The sequence below is a fragment of the Halobacillus karajensis genome (assembly GCF_900108515.1).
Taxonomy (GTDB): Bacteria; Bacillota; Bacilli; order Bacillales; family Halobacillaceae; genus Halobacillus; species Halobacillus karajensis.
The window spans coordinates 142,308-159,823 of the sequence record NZ_FNWW01000004.1 but is presented as its reverse complement, the minus strand read 5'-3'; the positions used below and the strand labels follow the sequence as shown (position 1 = coordinate 159,823).

Below are 17,516 nucleotides of genomic sequence, written 5' to 3'. Positions count from 1 at the left end.
CTATCATAACCATTAAACCTCTGTATTAAAAAACCTGCAGATTTGATCCTTCTGCAGGCCTTCCATTTATTCTTCTTTCCTTACATCCTCTTGAATTTCATGAGATTCGTTTTCTTTAGCAGCGGCTGCTTCCTTCATTTGGTCAGTAGAACGATCATCGAAATCGTGAACAGCTCCCCTTGAAACATAACTTTCCAGCATGGCTTTTAAATCCATTCCTGTGGTTTCTTTCAACGATTCCTGAATTCCGAGCATTGTTGATGTAACGCTGTTCGCTACTTTTGTAGATCCCCCGCGCGAGTCAGTTCCACCCATGTCGATGACTTTCATATCTTTAATCTGACTAATCGGTGCAGATACTTTTTCTGCATATTCAGGCAATACTTTGATCAACATTTCCATGATCGCCGCTTCCCCATAATGTTCCATAGCCTTAGCCATGCGTTCTTTAGATTCAGCTTCCGCTAAACCACGCTGTCGGATGACTTCCGCTTCTGATTCCCCTTTGATTCTTTCATTATCCGCTTCCGCCTGAGCCCGTTTCGTTACTTCATATGCTTCTGCATCAGCTATCGAACGACGACGCTTATTCTCTTCTTCTTCAAGCTCAACGGCCCTTTGTTTTTCAATATACTGAACTTTCAACTCTTCTTCCTTAATCTGTTGAGCAAGCTTCTGTCTTTCTAGCTCTCCGGCCTGATCAGCATTTGCTTTTGCACGATTTGTTTCGGTTTGGAATTCCGCTTCCTTAATGTCTTTTTCTTTTTTTGATGCGGCAATAGCTGTTTGGCGACGATTTTCCTCATTCTGAGCTTCCTGATCATTTTTCGCCTGGTAAATACGAGTTTCTTTCGTTGCATCCGACTCAGCCATGTTCGCTTTTTTCTGTACTTCCGCAATATGCGGGCGTCCTAAAGCATCAATATAACCATTTTCCACATCCACATCTTCTACATCATTCAGTGCAAAGGATGTAATTTCAAAACCCATTCCTTTAAGGTCTGACTCCGCAATCTTTTTCACTTGAGTATTTACTTCTTTAAAGTCATTATATATCTTCTCAATAGGTAGAGAAGCAATGATTGAGCGCAAATGACCATTCAATACATCTTTAAGCTCTGATTCTCTTTCTTTCTGTTTTTTCCCAAGGAATTTCTCTGCAAAGTTCGCCATAATCTCAAGCTCACTGCCAATGCTGATTACTGCAGTACTCTCAACACTGACAGGGATTCCTTCCTTGGTATACGCTTTTTCAGAATTGACTTGAAGTTGAAATGATGTCAAATCAATAGGTGTTGCCGTCTGAAACATTCGTAAACGGTAACCTCCGCCCCGGATGATTTTGACGGACCTGCCGTTATCATCTTCGAAAACATTCTTCTCTTGTTCTGGATCTCCCAACTTAGGCCCTGTCACAATTAACGCTTCATTCGAGCTTGCTGTTTTATAACGCAATCGAAAAACGATAAATGTAATAATTCCCCCCACAAGAGCTACCACACCTATAACTCCTAAAATAAGCAAAAATAAAGCACCTTCAAACAAAATACCACTCCTTTACGATTTCCCTAATATGTAATAAAAGGGGATATATAGCATAACGAATTCAACCATATTAAAGTTTCAACAAATTTGCAATGTTCGACAAATAATTCTTTGTGAAATCTATACATAGATTCAACCAAACACTTCTTTAAGGTATAATGAATATTAGAACATTCTGAAAAGGAGGAACTTAACATGAGTACATATGAGAATGCATGGATCCCAACACAGGATATGAAAAAATCAACACGGTTATACCAATGGATGAATAAACTTGGTTTCAATCGTTACGAGGATTTTTATGAACAATCGGTAAAAAAAATTGATTGGTTTTGGGATGCGGCTGTGAAGGAAATGGACATCGATTGGTACACTCCTTATCAAAAAACACTGAATTTATCCCGAGGAATTATGTATCCTCAATGGTTTGAGGGTGGTAAATTAAACGTTGCTCATCTTGCCCTTGATCGCTGGGCACAAGATGAAGAGATGAAAAATGAGGTCGCCCTATTATGGGAGGGAGATAACGGGGATACTGCAAGCTACACATTCCATGATCTACAAAAAGAAGTGGATGCTGTCGCTTATGGGCTGGAACAATACAATATTACTCCAGAGGATATCGTTACATTATATATGCCTATGATCCCTGAAACATTGATTTCCATGCTCGCGATCTCAAAGATAGGAGCAATATTCTCCCCTGCTTTCTCTGGATACAAAGCCGATGCCGTGGCGACGAGAATCCAGGCTAGCCGTGCTAAAGCCCTCATCACAGCTGATGGGTTCTTCAGAAGAGGCAAAACCATTTCTATGAAAGATGAAGCGGATTTAGCTGCAGACCAGTCTCCTTCATTAGAGCATGTATTCGTTGTAGAAAGGGCTGGTATAGAAGTGGATTGGAACAAATACCGGGATGTAGCATGGTCCAATCTGCGAAAAAATGAAACCGTTTACAAGACGAAAGTGAAAAAGGCGGATGACCCTTACATGTTGATTTATACTTCAGGTACCACTGGAAAACCAAAGGGGGCGGTTCATACTCATGCTGGATTTCCGATTAAGGCTGCTTTCGATGCCGGTATCTGCATGGATGTCCAAAAAAGAGATACTCTGTTTTGGTATACGGATATGGGGTGGATGATGGGTCCTTTTCTGGTATATGGAGGCTTAGTAAATGGAGCCTCTATCGTAATGTTTGAAGGTACGCCTGATTATCCAGAGCCTGATCGATTATGGAACCTTGTTGAAAAATATCAGGTGACCCATTTAGGAATTTCTCCTACATTAGTCCGGTCTATGATGAAGCATGGAGAAGATTGGATTAAGAAACATGATCTCCACTCCTTAAAACTCATAGGTTCTACGGGCGAACCATGGAACCCAGAGCCTTGGAATTGGTTGTTCAAGCACGCGGGAGATTCAAAAGTTCCGATTTTCAACTACTCTGGAGGAACAGAAATATCAGGCGGTATCCTAGGTAATGTACTCCTTAAACCTATTCAGCCTGTTACCTTCAACGCCGCCCTTCCGGGTATGGATGTAGATGTTTTTGATGACCAAGGAAATCCGGTTTTTGATCATGTCGGGGAGCTTGTCATCAAACAACCATGGGTTGGGATGACCAATAGCTTCTTTAAAGACGATGAACGTTATGAGCAAACCTATTGGAGTCGATTCAAGGATACTTGGGTCCATGGAGACTGGGTCATCAGAGATAAAGAAGGCTATTATACGATTACAGGTCGGTCGGATGATGTATTGAATGTTGCGGGTAAGCGGCTCGGACCTGCTGAAGTGGAGTCTGTACTAGTTGAACATAAGGACGTCATCGAGTCAGGAGTGATCGGAATCCCTCACGAGGTCAAAGGAGAAGAACCGGTTGCTTTTATCGTTTTAAGCAATAAAAAGAAAAATACGAATGAACTTCTGGAAGAACTTCTCTTGCATCTGGACCAGAAGCTCGGGAAAGCACTAGCTCCAAAGAAGCTGTTCATTGTCGATGATCTACCGAAAACACGTAATGCCAAAGTGATGAGACGTGCGATCAAATCGGCTTATCTTAATAGGCCTTCCGGGGATTTGAGTGCCCTGGAAAACCCAGAGAGTGTAAACCAAATCAAGAGCATCGGTCAAAATCCATCGTTTAAAGCATAAATAAAAAAGAATTCCTGGACCACATACGATCCAGGAATTCTTTTTTATACTGGATAAACTCCGTGTTTTCTTTCAGTAAACAGAACATTTTTTGTCTCATATGCATCATAACGAGCAGACAGCTCTTCGCGAAGGTTGTTCGGTTGAACAATATCATCGATTACCATCTCTGAAGCCAGACGGTAGATATCAATGTTCTCTTTGTACTCCTCTTGTTTTTCTTTAATAAAAGCAGGACGTTCTTCTTCAGGTAAAGCTGCGATCTTATTGGCATATACAGCATTAACAGCTGCTTCAGGGCCCATAACAGCAATTTGCGCTGTCGGTAAGGCCAGACATGCATCAGGTTCAAAAGCGGGACCTGCCATGGCATATAACCCTGCCCCATAAGCTTTTCTTACAATAACTGAAATTTTCGGCACGGTGGCTTCACTCATTGCAGAAAGCATCTTTGCTCCATGACGTATAATCCCTGCTCGTTCAACCTTAGTTCCAATCATAAAACCTGGAATATCTGCTAAGAAAAGCAAAGGTATATTGAAAGCATCACAGAGCTGTATGAATTTCGCCGCCTTATCAGCAGAATCAGGGAACAAAACCCCTCCTTTTGCCCTAGGCTGATTGGCGATTATTCCAACAGAACGTCCATTAATTCTGGACAACCCGGTGATTAATTCAGGGGCGAACTTTTTCTTAATTTCGCAGAAAGAATCATCATCGATCAATCGGTCGATCAGTTGGTACATGTCAAAGGGTGCATTTTGATTTTTGGGAACCAATTCTTCCATACTTTTTTCAAATGGAGCAGGTTCTCTTGCTTCCGCTTTTTCGGGGTATTCTCTATACGATTGCGGGAAATAACTTAAGTATTTCCTGGAATAGGCAATCGCATCACTTTCATCCTTAGCTAATACATCTCCACAGCCGGAAACTGAACAATGCATGTTAGCTCCCCCCATTTCCTCCAGGGAAACCTTTTCGCCGATTACTTTCTCCGCCATCCTTGGCGAACCTAAATACATGGATGCATTGCCATCAACCATGACAACAATATCACAAAAGGCAGGTATGTAAGCTCCGCCTGCTGCTGAAGGCCCAAATAACAAGCAAACTTGTGGGACACGGCCGGACAGTTTAATTTGGTTGTGAAAGATACGACCTGCTCCTCGGCGGTTGGGGAACATCTCTACCTGATCGGTTATCCTGGCACCGGCGGAATCGACAAGGTAAAGCATAGGTAGGTTCAACTTCAGGGCCGTTTCCTGAATACGGATGATTTTTTCTACAGTGCGAGCTCCCCAAGAGCCAGCTTTAACTGTGGAATCGTTGGCCATGACACAGACTTTTTCACCATTAATCTTCCCAATACCTGTGACCACCCCATCTGCTGGGAGAGTTCCTTCTTGACAGTTAGCAAAAAAAGCATCTTCAATGTCCATACCTTTATCAAATAGGAGCTGTAAACGTTCACGAACAAACATTTTCCCTTTTTCCGCGTTCTTTTGGTGGTATTTTTCAGCACCACCTGAAGCGATTTTTTTAGCTTTTTCTTCTAACGTCTCATTTGTAGGCATTATTTTTTCCACCTTTTTATTCTCCTTTATACTCAGGCTTACGTTTTTCCTTAAAGGCTTGAAGTCCTTCGATTCGGTCTGTTGTTGGAATGGTCTTTTCATAGCAAGACCGCTCAATTTCAAGACCTGATTCAAGGGTTTCATCAAAACCAAGATTGATAGCTTTCTTCGCTTGTTTCATTGCTACAGGACCGTTGCGTGCCATACAAGCCGCTAAATCCTTCGCTTCTTCCATAAGAAATTGGGGCTCATGGATATACTCCGCCAGCCCTAGGGAGTGGGCACGTTTGGCTTCGATAGGTCGGGCTGTATAAATCATTGATTTTGCATGCCCGATTCCTATCAACCTTGAAAGACGTTGTGTTCCTCCTGCGCCCGGAATGATCGCAAGCGAAGTTTCTGTCAAACCAACTTTTGTTGATGTACTCATCATACGCAAATCACAAGCGAGGGCGAGTTCAAGCCCGCCTCCAAATGCTACCCCATTGATCACAGCAATCGTAGGGACGGAAATTTGTTCAACCATGTTGATTGTTTCTCCGATTTTTTTAACGGTTTGTATAACTTCATGATCGCTCATCCCTGCCCGTTCTTTCAGATCTGCACCTGCACAAAAAGCCTTCGTTCCTGCACCTGTCACGAGGACTACTCGAATCTCACTACGCTGGTTAATTTCTTTCACTCTCATCTGTAACTGATCCAACAAAAGGTGGGAAAGAGAGTTAGCAGCCTTCTCCCGATTCAACTGAAGTAAGAAAACATGTGGAGACAGCTCCTCTAAGGTAACGAGATCCTTCATTTCTTACACCCTTTCTTTATTTATCACTTGCATCTGGTGACTCGGAAGAGGTTTATTTAGCACCTGTTGAATATAAAGTGCGGCCTCCTCAAGTTTTCGTTCATCAATACCTGTTTCGATGCCCATTTGATGGAGCATATGAACGAGATCATCAGTTGCAAGGTTTCCTGATGCCCCCTTTGCATACGGACAACCACCAAGACCTCCAACTGCCGAATCATACGTTGTGATGTTATGCTGCAATGATACAAGGACATTGGCTAAAGCCATCCCTCGTGTATTGTGGAAATGCATAGCCAGGTGATCGAAAGGAAGCCATTGCTTCCACTTATTGAGTGCTCTGTCGACTTGTTCCGGATTCGCTACACCAATCGTATCACCAAGGGAAAGCTCATTAATGCCCATCTCAAAAAGTCGTTCGCTGATCCTTGCGACATTCTCTGTTGAAATATTACCTTCGTAAGGACATCCAAACACCGTAGAGAGATAACCTCTGACACTTTTCCCTTCCAATTTTGCTTCTCTTACTACTTCTTCCAGTACAGGAAATGTATCTTCGATAGATTTATTAATATTCTTTTTATTATGTGTTTCACTTGCAGACATGAAAACGGATACTTCATCTACTTGGGTATCTACAGCCGCTTCAAGTCCTCTCCGGTTTGGAACCAGGGCTGCATACGTGACGCCTCTTTTTCGTTTAATCCTTTCGGCCACTGCTCTAGAATCCTTGAGTTGGGGAATCCATTTTGGATGAACGAAAGAACTGAATTCTATATAGGAGAAGCCCGCTTCAGAAAGAAGGTCGATCCAGGACACTTTGTCTTCTAAAGGTACTTCTCCCGATTCATTTTGCAATCCATCCCGGGGACCCACTTCTTTAATGGTTACTTTTTCAGGCCATTGCAATTTGAGAACCTCCTGCTTATTCAATAATCGCGATGACATCGCCCTCGTTCACGAAGTCTCCTTCACTTACTTTCAATTCTTTAACGGTCCCAGACGTTTCGGCTGGTATCGGAATTTCCATTTTCATAGATTCTAAGATGGCGATATCCTGACCATCATTCACCTGCTCTCCTTTACTTGCCACTAATTTCCACACGCTTCCTGCCATAGATGCTTTGATTTCTGTCATAATTGTTCCTCCTTATTGTTTTGTCAATGTTGGTAGATAATAATTTTCGATAAATGATGTTTTCGTTTCGCCCTGCTTGAATTTTTCGTGTGATACCACTTGTTCTAACATTGTCAGGTTACATTTAATTCCTTCTATTTTGTACTCTTGAAGGGCAGTAGTTAATCGCTCGATGGCATCTGTTCGATTTTCCCCATGGATGACAAGTTTAGCAATCATAGGATCATAAAAAGGTGTGACCTGCGATTCTCCGTTAACGGCTAATTCATGTCTGACACCCGGCCCTTCCGGAAGCTCCATATTCGTCAACTTTCCTGGTGAGGGGAAGAAAGTACGTGGATCTTCTGCATAGATCCTTACTTCTATGGCATGTCCATCGATGATGAGGTCGTTTTGACTTAGAGAAAGTCTTTCGCCTGACGCCACACGCAATTGCTGCTCGACGAGATCAATCCCGGTAATTTGTTCTGTCACTGGGTGTTCAACTTGAAGACGGGTATTCATCTCGAGAAAATAAAAATTCTCATGGTCATCAACTAGAAACTCAATGGTCCCAGCATTGGCATACCCCAGAGATTCTACAGCTTTAAGTGCACTAAGGCCCATTTTTTCACGTGTTACCTCTGATAGAACAGGTGAAGGGGCTTCTTCCACAACCTTTTGGTGACGTCTCTGAATCGAGCATTCTCTTTCGAATAAATGAACAGCATTCCCATATTTGTCTGCGAGCACCTGAATTTCAATATGACGGGGATCCTCGATTAACTTTTCAATAAACATTTGTCCGTCGCCGAAAAATGCCTGAGCACGCTTGGAATTCCCTTCAAAAGCTTTTTCAAGCTCTTCATCCGTATAAACGGCCTGCATGCCGATACCACCACCGCCTGCTGCCGCTTTTAGCATAACAGGATAGCCAAACTCAGCAGCTCTTTCTTTTGCGCTTTCTGGAGAATCTACGGCGCTTTCCGTCCCAGGTATAATTGGGACGCCGGCTTTTTTCATCTCCGCCCTTGCAGCAATTTTGTCTCCCATTTTAGCAATGATATCCGCACCCGGACCGATAAAAGTAATGCCTTCAGTTTCGGTCCTTCTTGCAAAATCGGCATTCTCACTCAAAAGGCCATATCCTGGATGAATCGCTTCGGCTCCTGACTCCTTAGCAGCCTGCAATATCTTTTCAATATTCAAATACGATTCATTAACCTTTGGTTTGCCAATTAAAAAACTTTCATCCGCCATAGATACATAGGGTGACTCCTTGTCGGCTTCCGAATAAACAGCAACGGTTTTTATGTTCATCCGTTTACACGTCCGAATAATTCTAGCAGCGATTTCCCCTCTGTTTGCAATCAACACCTTATTAAACACCCATACTCACCTCTTTGTTAAGATTTTAAATTCATCATTTCCAGCGCATTTTCACGCAGGCGGAATTTCTGTATTTTACCGCTTGCTGTCATTGGATATTCATCAGTGAAAGTGATGTAACGTGGAATCTTATGTTTCGATATCTTTCCATCACTAAACTCTTTAATATCGCTTTCATTTAACTCTTTTCCTTCTTTAGGAATAATCCATGCCATGATTTCTTCCCCATATTTCTCGTCAGGTACCCCTACGACCTGAACATCAAGAACATCTGGATGCTGGTACAAAAATTCTTCTATTTCACGAGGGTATACGTTTTCTCCTCCACGTATAATCATATCTTTAATCCTTCCGGTGATTTCTATATAGCCGTTCTCATCCTTTACCGCGATATCACCTGTATGAAGCCATCCATCAGGATCTATAGCAGCACTTGTCGCTTCTTCATTCTTGTAATATCCTTCCATGACGAGATAACCACGCGTACAAAGTTCACCCGGAATTCCGGTCTCCACTTCATCCCCTGTGGCTGGCTCTATAATTTTTACTTCGACATTCGGATGGGCTTGCCCGACACTGCTGACCCTTAAATGGATAGGATCGTCTGCTTTCGTCTGGGTGATAACAGGAGAGGATTCCGTTTGTCCGTAAGCAATTGTAATTTCCTCTGCTCCCATATCCTCTATCACGCTTTTCATGACTTCCATAGGACATGTAGATCCAGCCATAATCCCTGTTCGAAGAGTGGTCGGCTTCAGCTGCTCGTATTCTGGATGATTTAATTCTGCAATAAACATTGTTGGAACACCGTGCAGAGCTGTACAACTCTCTTCCTTCACAGCTTGGAGGACTTTCTTTGGATCGAACTGCTCAAGGATCACCATGGTCGATGCTTTTGACACGGCAGCCATGGTCCCAAGCACGCAGCCAAAACAATGGAAGAAAGGTACCGGAATACAAAGGCGGTCTTCTTCTGTTAGCCGCATACAATCGGCTACTTGGTTACCGTTATTCACAATATTGTAATGACTTAACATGACTCCTTTTGGAAAACCAGTGGTTCCAGACGTGTACTGCATATTAATAACATCCCGGTGATGAAGCGAATCTTTCCTTTGAGATAATTCTTCATCATTTATGGTTAAACCCATATCCAGCACATCCTGCCATGTGTAGCAACCACGATAAGATTTATCACTAAGGACCACTACATTTTTCAAAAATGGAAGACGTTCACTTTGTAAATTCCCTTTTTCCGATGTTTCAAGTTCAGGGCAAATTTCCTTAAGGATATCAATGTAAGATGTTCCTTTAAATTCTTCTGCTAAAATGAGCGTAGTCGCATCGGATTGCTTCAATAGATATTCAAGCTCCTGAGCCCGGTAATTGGTATTAACAGTAACCAGAACGCCTCCCATCTTCCCGGAAGCAAATTGTGTCTGTAGCCATTCCGGTTTATTATCTGACCAAATGGCTACATGTTCCCCTTTTTCTATACCTAGAGCCATTAGTCCTTTGGCAACTTCATCTGTCATTTCATTAAATTCTGCATAGGTCTTCCGAAGTCCCTTCTCAGGATAAACAAATGCTTCATGATCCGGATATGTGGCAGCCTGCTTCTCTAACAACTCCCCAACGGTTTGTTCTAATAAGGACATAGCTGTTCCTCCTTTGTTTATTTAGCAACCAAGCTGACGGGCAATAACTAAACGCTGAATTTCTGAAGTCCCCTCACCGATTTCAAGCAATTTCGCATCACGTAGAAAACGCTCGACTTCGTATTCTCGCATATATCCATATCCACCATGAATCTGGATAGCCTGATTGGCAGATCTGAAAGCCGTTTCAGATGCAAATAGCTTGGCATAGGCAGATTCTTTAGTGAAATTTCTCCCCTGATCTTTTAACCATGCAGCTTTCAGGACCATGTTTCGCGCTAATTCAACTTCCATGGCCATATCTGCCAACTTGAACTGGATAGCCTGGAATTTTGTAATTGGCTGACCAAATTGTTTTCTTTCTTTTGCATAAGCAAGAGCACGATCAAGAGAGGCTTGTGCAATCCCTACAGCCAGAGCAGCAATGGATATTCTCCCTCCGTCCAGCGTGTAAAGAAATTGTTTAAATCCTTTCTCGGGATCCCCCAGAATATTTTCTTTCGGAACTTTTACATCCTCTAAAACAATTTCAGATGTATTTGACCCCCTTACTCCCATCTTGTCGTATGGGCTTGTGATCGTCATCCCAGGAGTATCTTTAGGAATGACGAAAGCGGAAATAATGTTTTTCCCGTCTTCGCGTTTGCCTGAAACGGCTGTAACTGTGATGGACCTTGCATATTCAGCATTCGTAATCCAGCACTTTTCGCCATTAATGATATAGTGGTCACCACTCAATTCGGCATGAGTCTTCGTTCCTCCTGCATCAGAACCCGCATTCGGTTCTGTTAAACCGAAAGAAGCCAAGCCTTCACCTTTGGCAAGCGGTGTTAAAAACTTCTGTTTTTGTTCTTCTGTTCCAAAGTAATATATAGGACTTGCTCCTAGAGAAACCGCGGCCGCATAACTAAGGCCTGTCGATCCGCACACACGCCCGATCTCTTCAACAGCGAGAGCGTATGTGATCGTATCTCCTCCTGATCCTCCATATTCTTCAGGAAAAGGAATCCCCAAAAGACCGAGTTTCCCCATTTCATCAAAGATATCTTTCGGAAAATCACTATGAATATCAATATCCACTGCCCTGGGAGCAATGACATCCTCTGCAAAATCGCGTACCATTTTCCTTGTCATTTCTTGTTCTTTTGTAAGATCAAAGTTCATATGATTCCTCCTTAAGGAATAAAGACCGACTGGTTGGTCTGTAAAAATATTAAAAAAATAGTGAAAGCGTTTACTTTATTTCGTAAAAAAAAGGAACTTTTAACATATGACTAAAATACGCCTCATCTTCTTTGCCTGGTAACAAAAAATGTAACACAAGATCTGTAAAAACTTCTGCAATTTGGTCAATTGAATAGTTCCCATCCCGCCGATACCATTTGTAAATCCAGTTTACCATCCCAAGGATCGCCATTCCGGTAATTTCCAGGGGCAACTCTCTGCGGAAGTGGCCTGATTGTTGACCTTCATCGATGACTTCAAAAACCATTCGTTTAAATTCATCGCGCTTCTTCTTAATTTTCTCCTCGTATTCTGGCTTTAAATAGAGGCTTTCTTGATAAAACACAGAGATATGCGGCTTATACAAATCAAATACCTGAACAAAGGATTGAATGATTGCCTGTACTTTTGGAATCGGGGAAGAGTGGGTAACATTAGCGGCTTGTGCTTCTTTCAAAACATATGTAATAAAGGTATCGTGAATGACGAAAAGAAGTTCATCTTTCGATTGAAAATGGTGGTAGAAGCCGCCTTTTGAAGTATTCGTTGCTTGCACGATCTGCTTCACAGTGACACCATGATAGCCATGTCTGTCAAACAATTCTAAAGACGTTTGGATGATCTTTTCCCTCAAATCACTCATAAATCATCTCCCATCTGCTGAATATACATTCATTTTATCACATTTTTCTGAAAAAACAATGACCATTCATTTCGACTTTCCTACGGGTTATTTTTATGATGATATCTTTTCTATTAAAATCAAAAAACAACTCTCCATAATGAAGAGTTGTTTTTTTGGTTAATCATCCGATTCTTTATCAAAAGGAACTTCATATTCTGGTTTGACCCACGCCTCCGTTACTTGACCTTTCTGCTCAGTATCAAGGACGTAAGAACCATTACTGTAACGGTCATTCACTTTAAAATCCATCGTATTTACAATAATACTTTCATCTTTATCTGTCATTAACATGACTTGGTCGTCACGGGTAACCAGGTGTACATCTATTAATTGGTGAGGGTTTTTCTTCAATTCTCTTAACATGATCACGCCTCGTTTGGCGCGTGATGTCCTCTCAAATTCTTTCAGGCGCATTCGTTTTACTGCACCCCGGTGCGTTGTTAGAAGTATGGATGGGTCCTCAGTTGCTTGGAAGGTTTGACCGGAAATAACTTCATCGTCTTCTTTTAAGTTAATAGCCTTAACTCCAGCTGCCCTTTGTCCTACAGTATTTACTTCTTCTTCATGGTACCAAAGACCATAAGCTTTCTTTGAAGCAATAAATAAATCAGAGTCTCCATCTGTCACATGGATATCGACCACTTCATCATCATTTTTCAAATTAATAGCAACGAGCGCTTTGGAATGGCGCTGGGCTTGATAGAGTTTCAATTCACTTTTCTTAACCATGCCGTTCTTTGTAAAGAAAATTAGATATTGTTCAACATTAAAATCCCGTACAGGGATCGCTTTCACGATGTACTCATCTTTATCTACCTGAACTATATTTGAGATATACTGCCCCAGGTCTTTCCAACGAATATCCGGAAGTTTATGAACAGGTAAGAACAAGTATTTTCCTAGGTTCGTGAAGAGTAAAATAGTATCTGTGGTATTAATCTCAAACAACCCAAGGAGATGATCTCCTTCTTTCAGGGCAAAATCTTCCCCGTTTGAAGCTGCATAAGATCGCAGGCTCGTGCGCTTGATATACCCGTCCTTGGTAACAGAAACGAGCACATCTTCACTTGCTACTGTTACTTCAAGGTCAACTTTTAACTCCTCCACTTTTTCTTCAATTTTTGTCAGTCGGTCATTATTGTATTGTTTTTTTATGGAACGAAGGTCCGATTTAATGACCTTCATCATTTCATGTTCACTGGTTAGAAGCTTTTCTAAATATTCAATTTGTTTTTTTAGTTCCTCCGCTTCTTTTTGCAATGCCGTGATATCCGTATTAGTCAGGCGATATAGTTGCAAAGTAACTATTGCTTCTGCTTGTTCTTCAGTGAAATCATAATTTGCAATCAAATGTTTCTTCGCATCGGCTTTGTCTTTAGAACTTCGAATCGTTGCGATCACATCATCGAGAATCGAAATGGCTTTTATTAACCCTTCGACGATATGGGCACGTGACTTCGCTTTGTTCAGGTCATAAATGGATTGTCTAGTAACTACTTCTTTCTGGTGTTTAATATAAGAATCAAGCATCATCGGCAGACTCATAAGACTAGGCGTCCGGTCATGAATGGCTACCATATTAAAATTATAAGAGATCTGAAGATCTGTATGCTTATAAAGATAATTAAGGACACCTTCACTATTCGCATCTTTCTTCAAATCAATCACGACGCGCAAGCCGGTACGGTCTGTTTCATCGCGAACTTCTGCAATTCCTTCGACCTTTTTATCAATTCTTAATTCATCCATCCGCTTAACCATACTCGCCTTATTCACTTCAAAAGGGATTTCATCGATGACAATTTGTTCCCTGCCTCCACGCTGTTGTTGAATTTCTGCGCGCCCACGGAGGACAATCTTCCCTTTACCTGTCTCATAAGCTTTTTGAATTCCGTCGATTCCTTGAATTATCCCGCCTGTCGGGAAATCAGGTCCTTTCAACTTAGTCATTAATTCCGGTACTGTCGTCAGAGGTTTATCAATCCTCATAATAACAGCATCAATGACTTCTCCCAAGTTGTGGGAAGGGATTTCAGTTGCATATCCAGCTGATATCCCTGTTGAACCATTTACAAGGAGATTGGGAAACTTTGCTGGGAGCACGGTAGGCTCTTCGATCGAATCATCAAAGTTAGGAATAAATTCAACGGTTTGCTTTTCGATATCCCTCAATAATTCGGACGAAATGGCAGATAACCTAGCTTCCGTATAACGCATTGCTGCTGGTGGGTCGCCATCGACACTTCCATTATTCCCGTGCATTTCCACAAGTGGTTTCCTTACTTTCCATGTTTGACTCAATCGAACCATCGCGTCATATACAGATGTATCGCCATGAGGGTGATAGTTACCAATCACGGTACCCACTGTTTTGGCGGATTTACGGTAAGCTTTGTCATGTGTGTTTCGTTCCTGGTGCATAGCATAAAGGATACGCCTTTGAACCGGTTTAAGTCCGTCTCTGGCATCAGGAAGAGCACGTTCCTGTATAATATATTTACTGTATCTCCCGAAGCGGTCTCCGAGAACTTCTTCTAATGGTAAATCTAAATATTTCTCTGCCTCTGCCAACAGAAGGGCCCCCTTTTACGTCTGAATTTTATCATTTTCTAAAATATTCGCTTCATCTTCCAAACCAAAAGCGACGTGGGATTCAATCCATTTACGGCGAGGTTCGACTTTATCTCCCATCAATGTCGTTACCCGGCGTTCAGCACGAGCAATATCATCGATCGTAACACGAATTAATGTACGGGACTCCGGATTCATTGTGGTTTCCCAGAGTTGATCGGCATTCATTTCACCTAAACCTTTATAACGCTGGATCGAATATCCATTTTTAAATTCTTTTAATATTTTTTGCATGCCCTCTTCATCCCAGGCATATTCCACTTTTTCTTTTTTCCCTTTCCCCTTTGATACTTTATAAAGGGGAGGAAGGGCAATGAAAACTTTACCTGCCTCTACTAAAGGTCTCATATAACGATAGAAGAAAGTCAGCAGCAGTACTTGAATATGTGCACCATCCGTGTCTGCATCGGTCATGATGACAATTTTATCATAGTTGCAATCTTCTAATGTGAAATCGCCTCCGACGCCTGCACCAATGGTATGAATAATTGTGGAGATCTCTTCATTCTTAAAGATATCTGCGATTTTGGCTTTTTCCGTATTGATGACTTTCCCTCGCAACGGAAGAACGGCTTGGAATTTACGATCCCTGCCTTGCTTTGCCGATCCTCCTGCAGAGTCCCCCTCCACGAGGTATAATTCATTCTTTTGAGCATTCTTAGATTGAGCCGGTGTCAATTTTCCACTTAAAAGCGTCTCTTTCCTCTTTTTCTTTTTACCAGAACGCGCATCTTCCCTTGCTTTTCTGGCCGCTTCTCTTGCTTCTTTTGCTTTAATTGCCTTCTTAATGAGCATAGAGGCTACATCAGGGTTTTCTTCAAGAAAATAAGATAATTGTTCTGCAACCACGCCATCAACAGCCGAACGAGCCTCTGACGTCCCGAGCTTACTTTTGGTCTGACCTTCAAATTGGAGAAGTCCTTCAGGGATCCTCGCCGAAATTACAGCTGTAAAACCTTCCCTGATATCGTTTCCTTCTAGATTCTTATCCTTCTCCTTCAATAGCTGAGCTCGTCTGGCATAATCATTAAACACCCTTGTAATGGCCGTTTTTGCGCCAGACTCATGAGTACCACCGTCTTTTGTACGGACGTTATTAACAAAAGAAAGAATATTCTCAGCAAACCCATCATTAAATTGAAAAGCAAAGTCTGCTTCAATTTCGCCATGGGTTCCTTCAAAAGAGACAACAGAATGCAATGTATCCTTCTCTTCATTTAAATATTCCACAAAGGATACGAGGCCATCATCATACTGATATTCTTCCCGTACCGTTTCATTCCGCTCGTCAATAAGCACAATTCGGAAACCTTTTAAGAGGAATGCCGCTTCTCTCAGCCGTTCTGATAAAGTTTCAAAGTTGAATTTTGTGGTAGAAAAAATGGTGGGATCTGGTTTAAAACGGATCGTCGTCCCTGTTTTTCTTGTTGTCCCCTTGTTTTCAAGGGAAGTAACCGGAACACCTCCATTTTCAAACCTCTGGTAAAACTTCTCCCCGTCCCGGCAAATGTGTACTTCCAACCATTCAGAAAGAGCATTAACGACAGAGGCTCCGACACCGTGCAAACCTCCAGAAGACTTGTAACCTCCTTGTCCAAACTTTCCTCCTGCGTGAAGCACAGTCAGGATAACTTCAGGTGTTGGTTTTCCCGTTTTGTGCATCCCTGTTGGCATACCGCGCGCTTCATCTTGTACCGATACACTTCCATCTTTATGGAGCGTGACAGTCATTTGTTGGCCGAATCCAGATAAAGCTTCATCTATAGCATTATCTACAATTTCGTGAACTAGGTGGTGGAGACCTCTATGATCCGTGGATCCAATATACATCCCCGGCCTTTTACGAACTGCCTCCAATCCCTCCAGCACTTGAATAGAATCATCTGAATATGTTTGATTTTGACTCGACAATTTACCATCGGCTCCTTTCTCTTACACACTGCTACATCCATAATAGAACAAACGTTCGTTTGTGTAAACGAGTAAATATATATAGGTCTTTTTCATGCCCGATAAGCATAAGTCAATCAATGGTGTGGAGGCTTTTTCCACTCCATTGATTGGCTTATGACTTCAAAAGAATAGGCACGAACGTATATTTGAGACGCATAACTGAATGCATTAAGTATCCCTCGTTTACCCCGAACACTTTTCGCTTCCACAGCACTTTCTCAAGGTGGATACTCTTTGAAAGTTTACATGGCTAAAAAACGCCGCTTGTTATATTGTAGCGATTTTATAAGGTTTCGCAAACATAATTCTTCCAAAAAGCATGAAAAAAACCCTGAAAAGCCAGGGATTTTTCATACTTTTTTCTGTTCTCTTATTGATAAATAGCCTGAGCTACTTTGATGCAAAGGTCCATGATAACAAGCTTAGGACTGTCTTTTAACAGATGACTCGCTTCTTCAGAGTAGACACCTTGCTGTGCCCAAAATGCCTTGGCATCAACCTTTAATGCTTCTTTCGCGATGTCTGGAAGATTTTCAGATCTTCTAAAGACATTGATAATATCAACGGGCTCCTTCAAATCACTCAGACTTGGGATTGCCTTTTCCCCTAGAGATTCAGCAATCGTAGGATTGATAGGAATAATTTTATATCCCGCTTTCTGCATGGCTTCACTTACTTGATAAGATGTTCGGTGAGGTTTATCCGAAAGTCCAACGACTGCGATGGTTTTCGATTGGTCCAATAAATTCTTTATTTGTTGTTTTGATGGATTTTCAAAACTCAT

General features: G+C 41.9%; 13 protein-coding genes. 1 reads left to right on the top strand and 12 read right to left on the bottom strand.

Annotation, left to right across the window (positions count from 1 at the left end):
• Positions 1–66 precede the first annotated feature (66 nt).
• Positions 67–1,545, bottom strand: a complete 1,479-nt coding sequence (locus BLW54_RS09955) for a flotillin family protein (protein ID WP_035505077.1) — start codon at positions 1,543–1,545, stop codon at positions 67–69.
• 195 nt (positions 1,546–1,740) lie between these two features.
• On the opposite strand from BLW54_RS09955, the gene BLW54_RS09950 reads away from it, so the two are divergent.
• Complete coding sequence (locus BLW54_RS09950) at positions 1,741–3,702, top strand: AMP-binding protein (protein ID WP_035505079.1); 1,962 nt, start codon at positions 1,741–1,743, stop codon at positions 3,700–3,702.
• A 44-nt stretch (positions 3,703–3,746) separates the two neighbouring features.
• Here the strand turns inward: BLW54_RS09950 and BLW54_RS09945 are convergent, their stop codons facing one another.
• The 11 genes from BLW54_RS09945 to BLW54_RS09895 all read right to left on the bottom strand — a co-directional run bounded on the left by BLW54_RS09945 (position 3,747) and on the right by BLW54_RS09895 (position 17,516).
• On the bottom strand, positions 3,747–5,276 hold the full coding sequence (locus BLW54_RS09945; RefSeq protein WP_035505081.1) for an acyl-CoA carboxylase subunit beta: 1,530 nt from the start codon (positions 5,274–5,276) through the stop codon (positions 3,747–3,749).
• Between the two features lie 16 nt (positions 5,277–5,292).
• Positions 5,293–6,075, bottom strand: a complete 783-nt coding sequence (locus BLW54_RS09940) for an enoyl-CoA hydratase (RefSeq protein ID WP_035505083.1) — start codon at positions 6,073–6,075, stop codon at positions 5,293–5,295.
• A 3-nt stretch (positions 6,076–6,078) separates the two neighbouring features.
• A complete protein-coding gene (locus BLW54_RS09935) occupies positions 6,079–6,984 on the bottom strand; it encodes a hydroxymethylglutaryl-CoA lyase (protein ID WP_035505085.1) in 906 nt (301 codons plus the stop codon).
• Between the two features lie 16 nt (positions 6,985–7,000).
• The gene (locus tag BLW54_RS09930) at positions 7,001–7,213 is read right to left on the bottom strand and encodes an acetyl-CoA carboxylase biotin carboxyl carrier protein subunit (protein ID WP_035505087.1); all 213 of its coding nucleotides are present in this window, start codon (positions 7,211–7,213) and stop codon (positions 7,001–7,003) included.
• Between the two features lie 12 nt (positions 7,214–7,225).
• Positions 7,226–8,581, bottom strand: a complete 1,356-nt coding sequence (locus BLW54_RS09925; protein WP_035505089.1) for an acetyl-CoA carboxylase biotin carboxylase subunit — start codon at positions 8,579–8,581, stop codon at positions 7,226–7,228.
• A gap of 17 nt (positions 8,582–8,598) precedes the next feature.
• Positions 8,599–10,239 (bottom strand): AMP-binding protein, encoded by a 1,641-nt coding sequence (locus BLW54_RS09920; RefSeq protein WP_074734368.1) that lies wholly within the window; start codon positions 10,237–10,239, stop codon positions 8,599–8,601.
• Positions 10,240–10,260: 21 nt separating this feature from the next.
• Positions 10,261–11,403, bottom strand: a complete 1,143-nt coding sequence (locus BLW54_RS09915) for an acyl-CoA dehydrogenase (RefSeq protein ID WP_035505096.1) — start codon at positions 11,401–11,403, stop codon at positions 10,261–10,263.
• A gap of 70 nt (positions 11,404–11,473) precedes the next feature.
• Complete coding sequence (locus tag BLW54_RS09910) at positions 11,474–12,106, bottom strand: TetR/AcrR family transcriptional regulator (RefSeq protein ID WP_035505098.1); 633 nt, start codon at positions 12,104–12,106, stop codon at positions 11,474–11,476.
• Between the two features lie 159 nt (positions 12,107–12,265).
• Positions 12,266–14,719, bottom strand: coding sequence for a DNA topoisomerase IV subunit A (gene parC, locus BLW54_RS09905; protein WP_035505100.1), 2,454 nt, complete (start codon positions 14,717–14,719; stop codon positions 12,266–12,268).
• Positions 14,720–14,734: 15 nt separating this feature from the next.
• A complete protein-coding gene (parE, locus tag BLW54_RS09900; protein WP_074734366.1) occupies positions 14,735–16,690 on the bottom strand; it encodes a DNA topoisomerase IV subunit B in 1,956 nt (651 codons plus the stop codon).
• A 412-nt stretch (positions 16,691–17,102) separates the two neighbouring features.
• Positions 17,103–17,516: a CoA-binding protein gene (locus BLW54_RS09895; RefSeq protein WP_035505103.1), complete on the bottom strand. Its 414-nt coding sequence runs from the start codon at positions 17,514–17,516 to the stop codon at positions 17,103–17,105.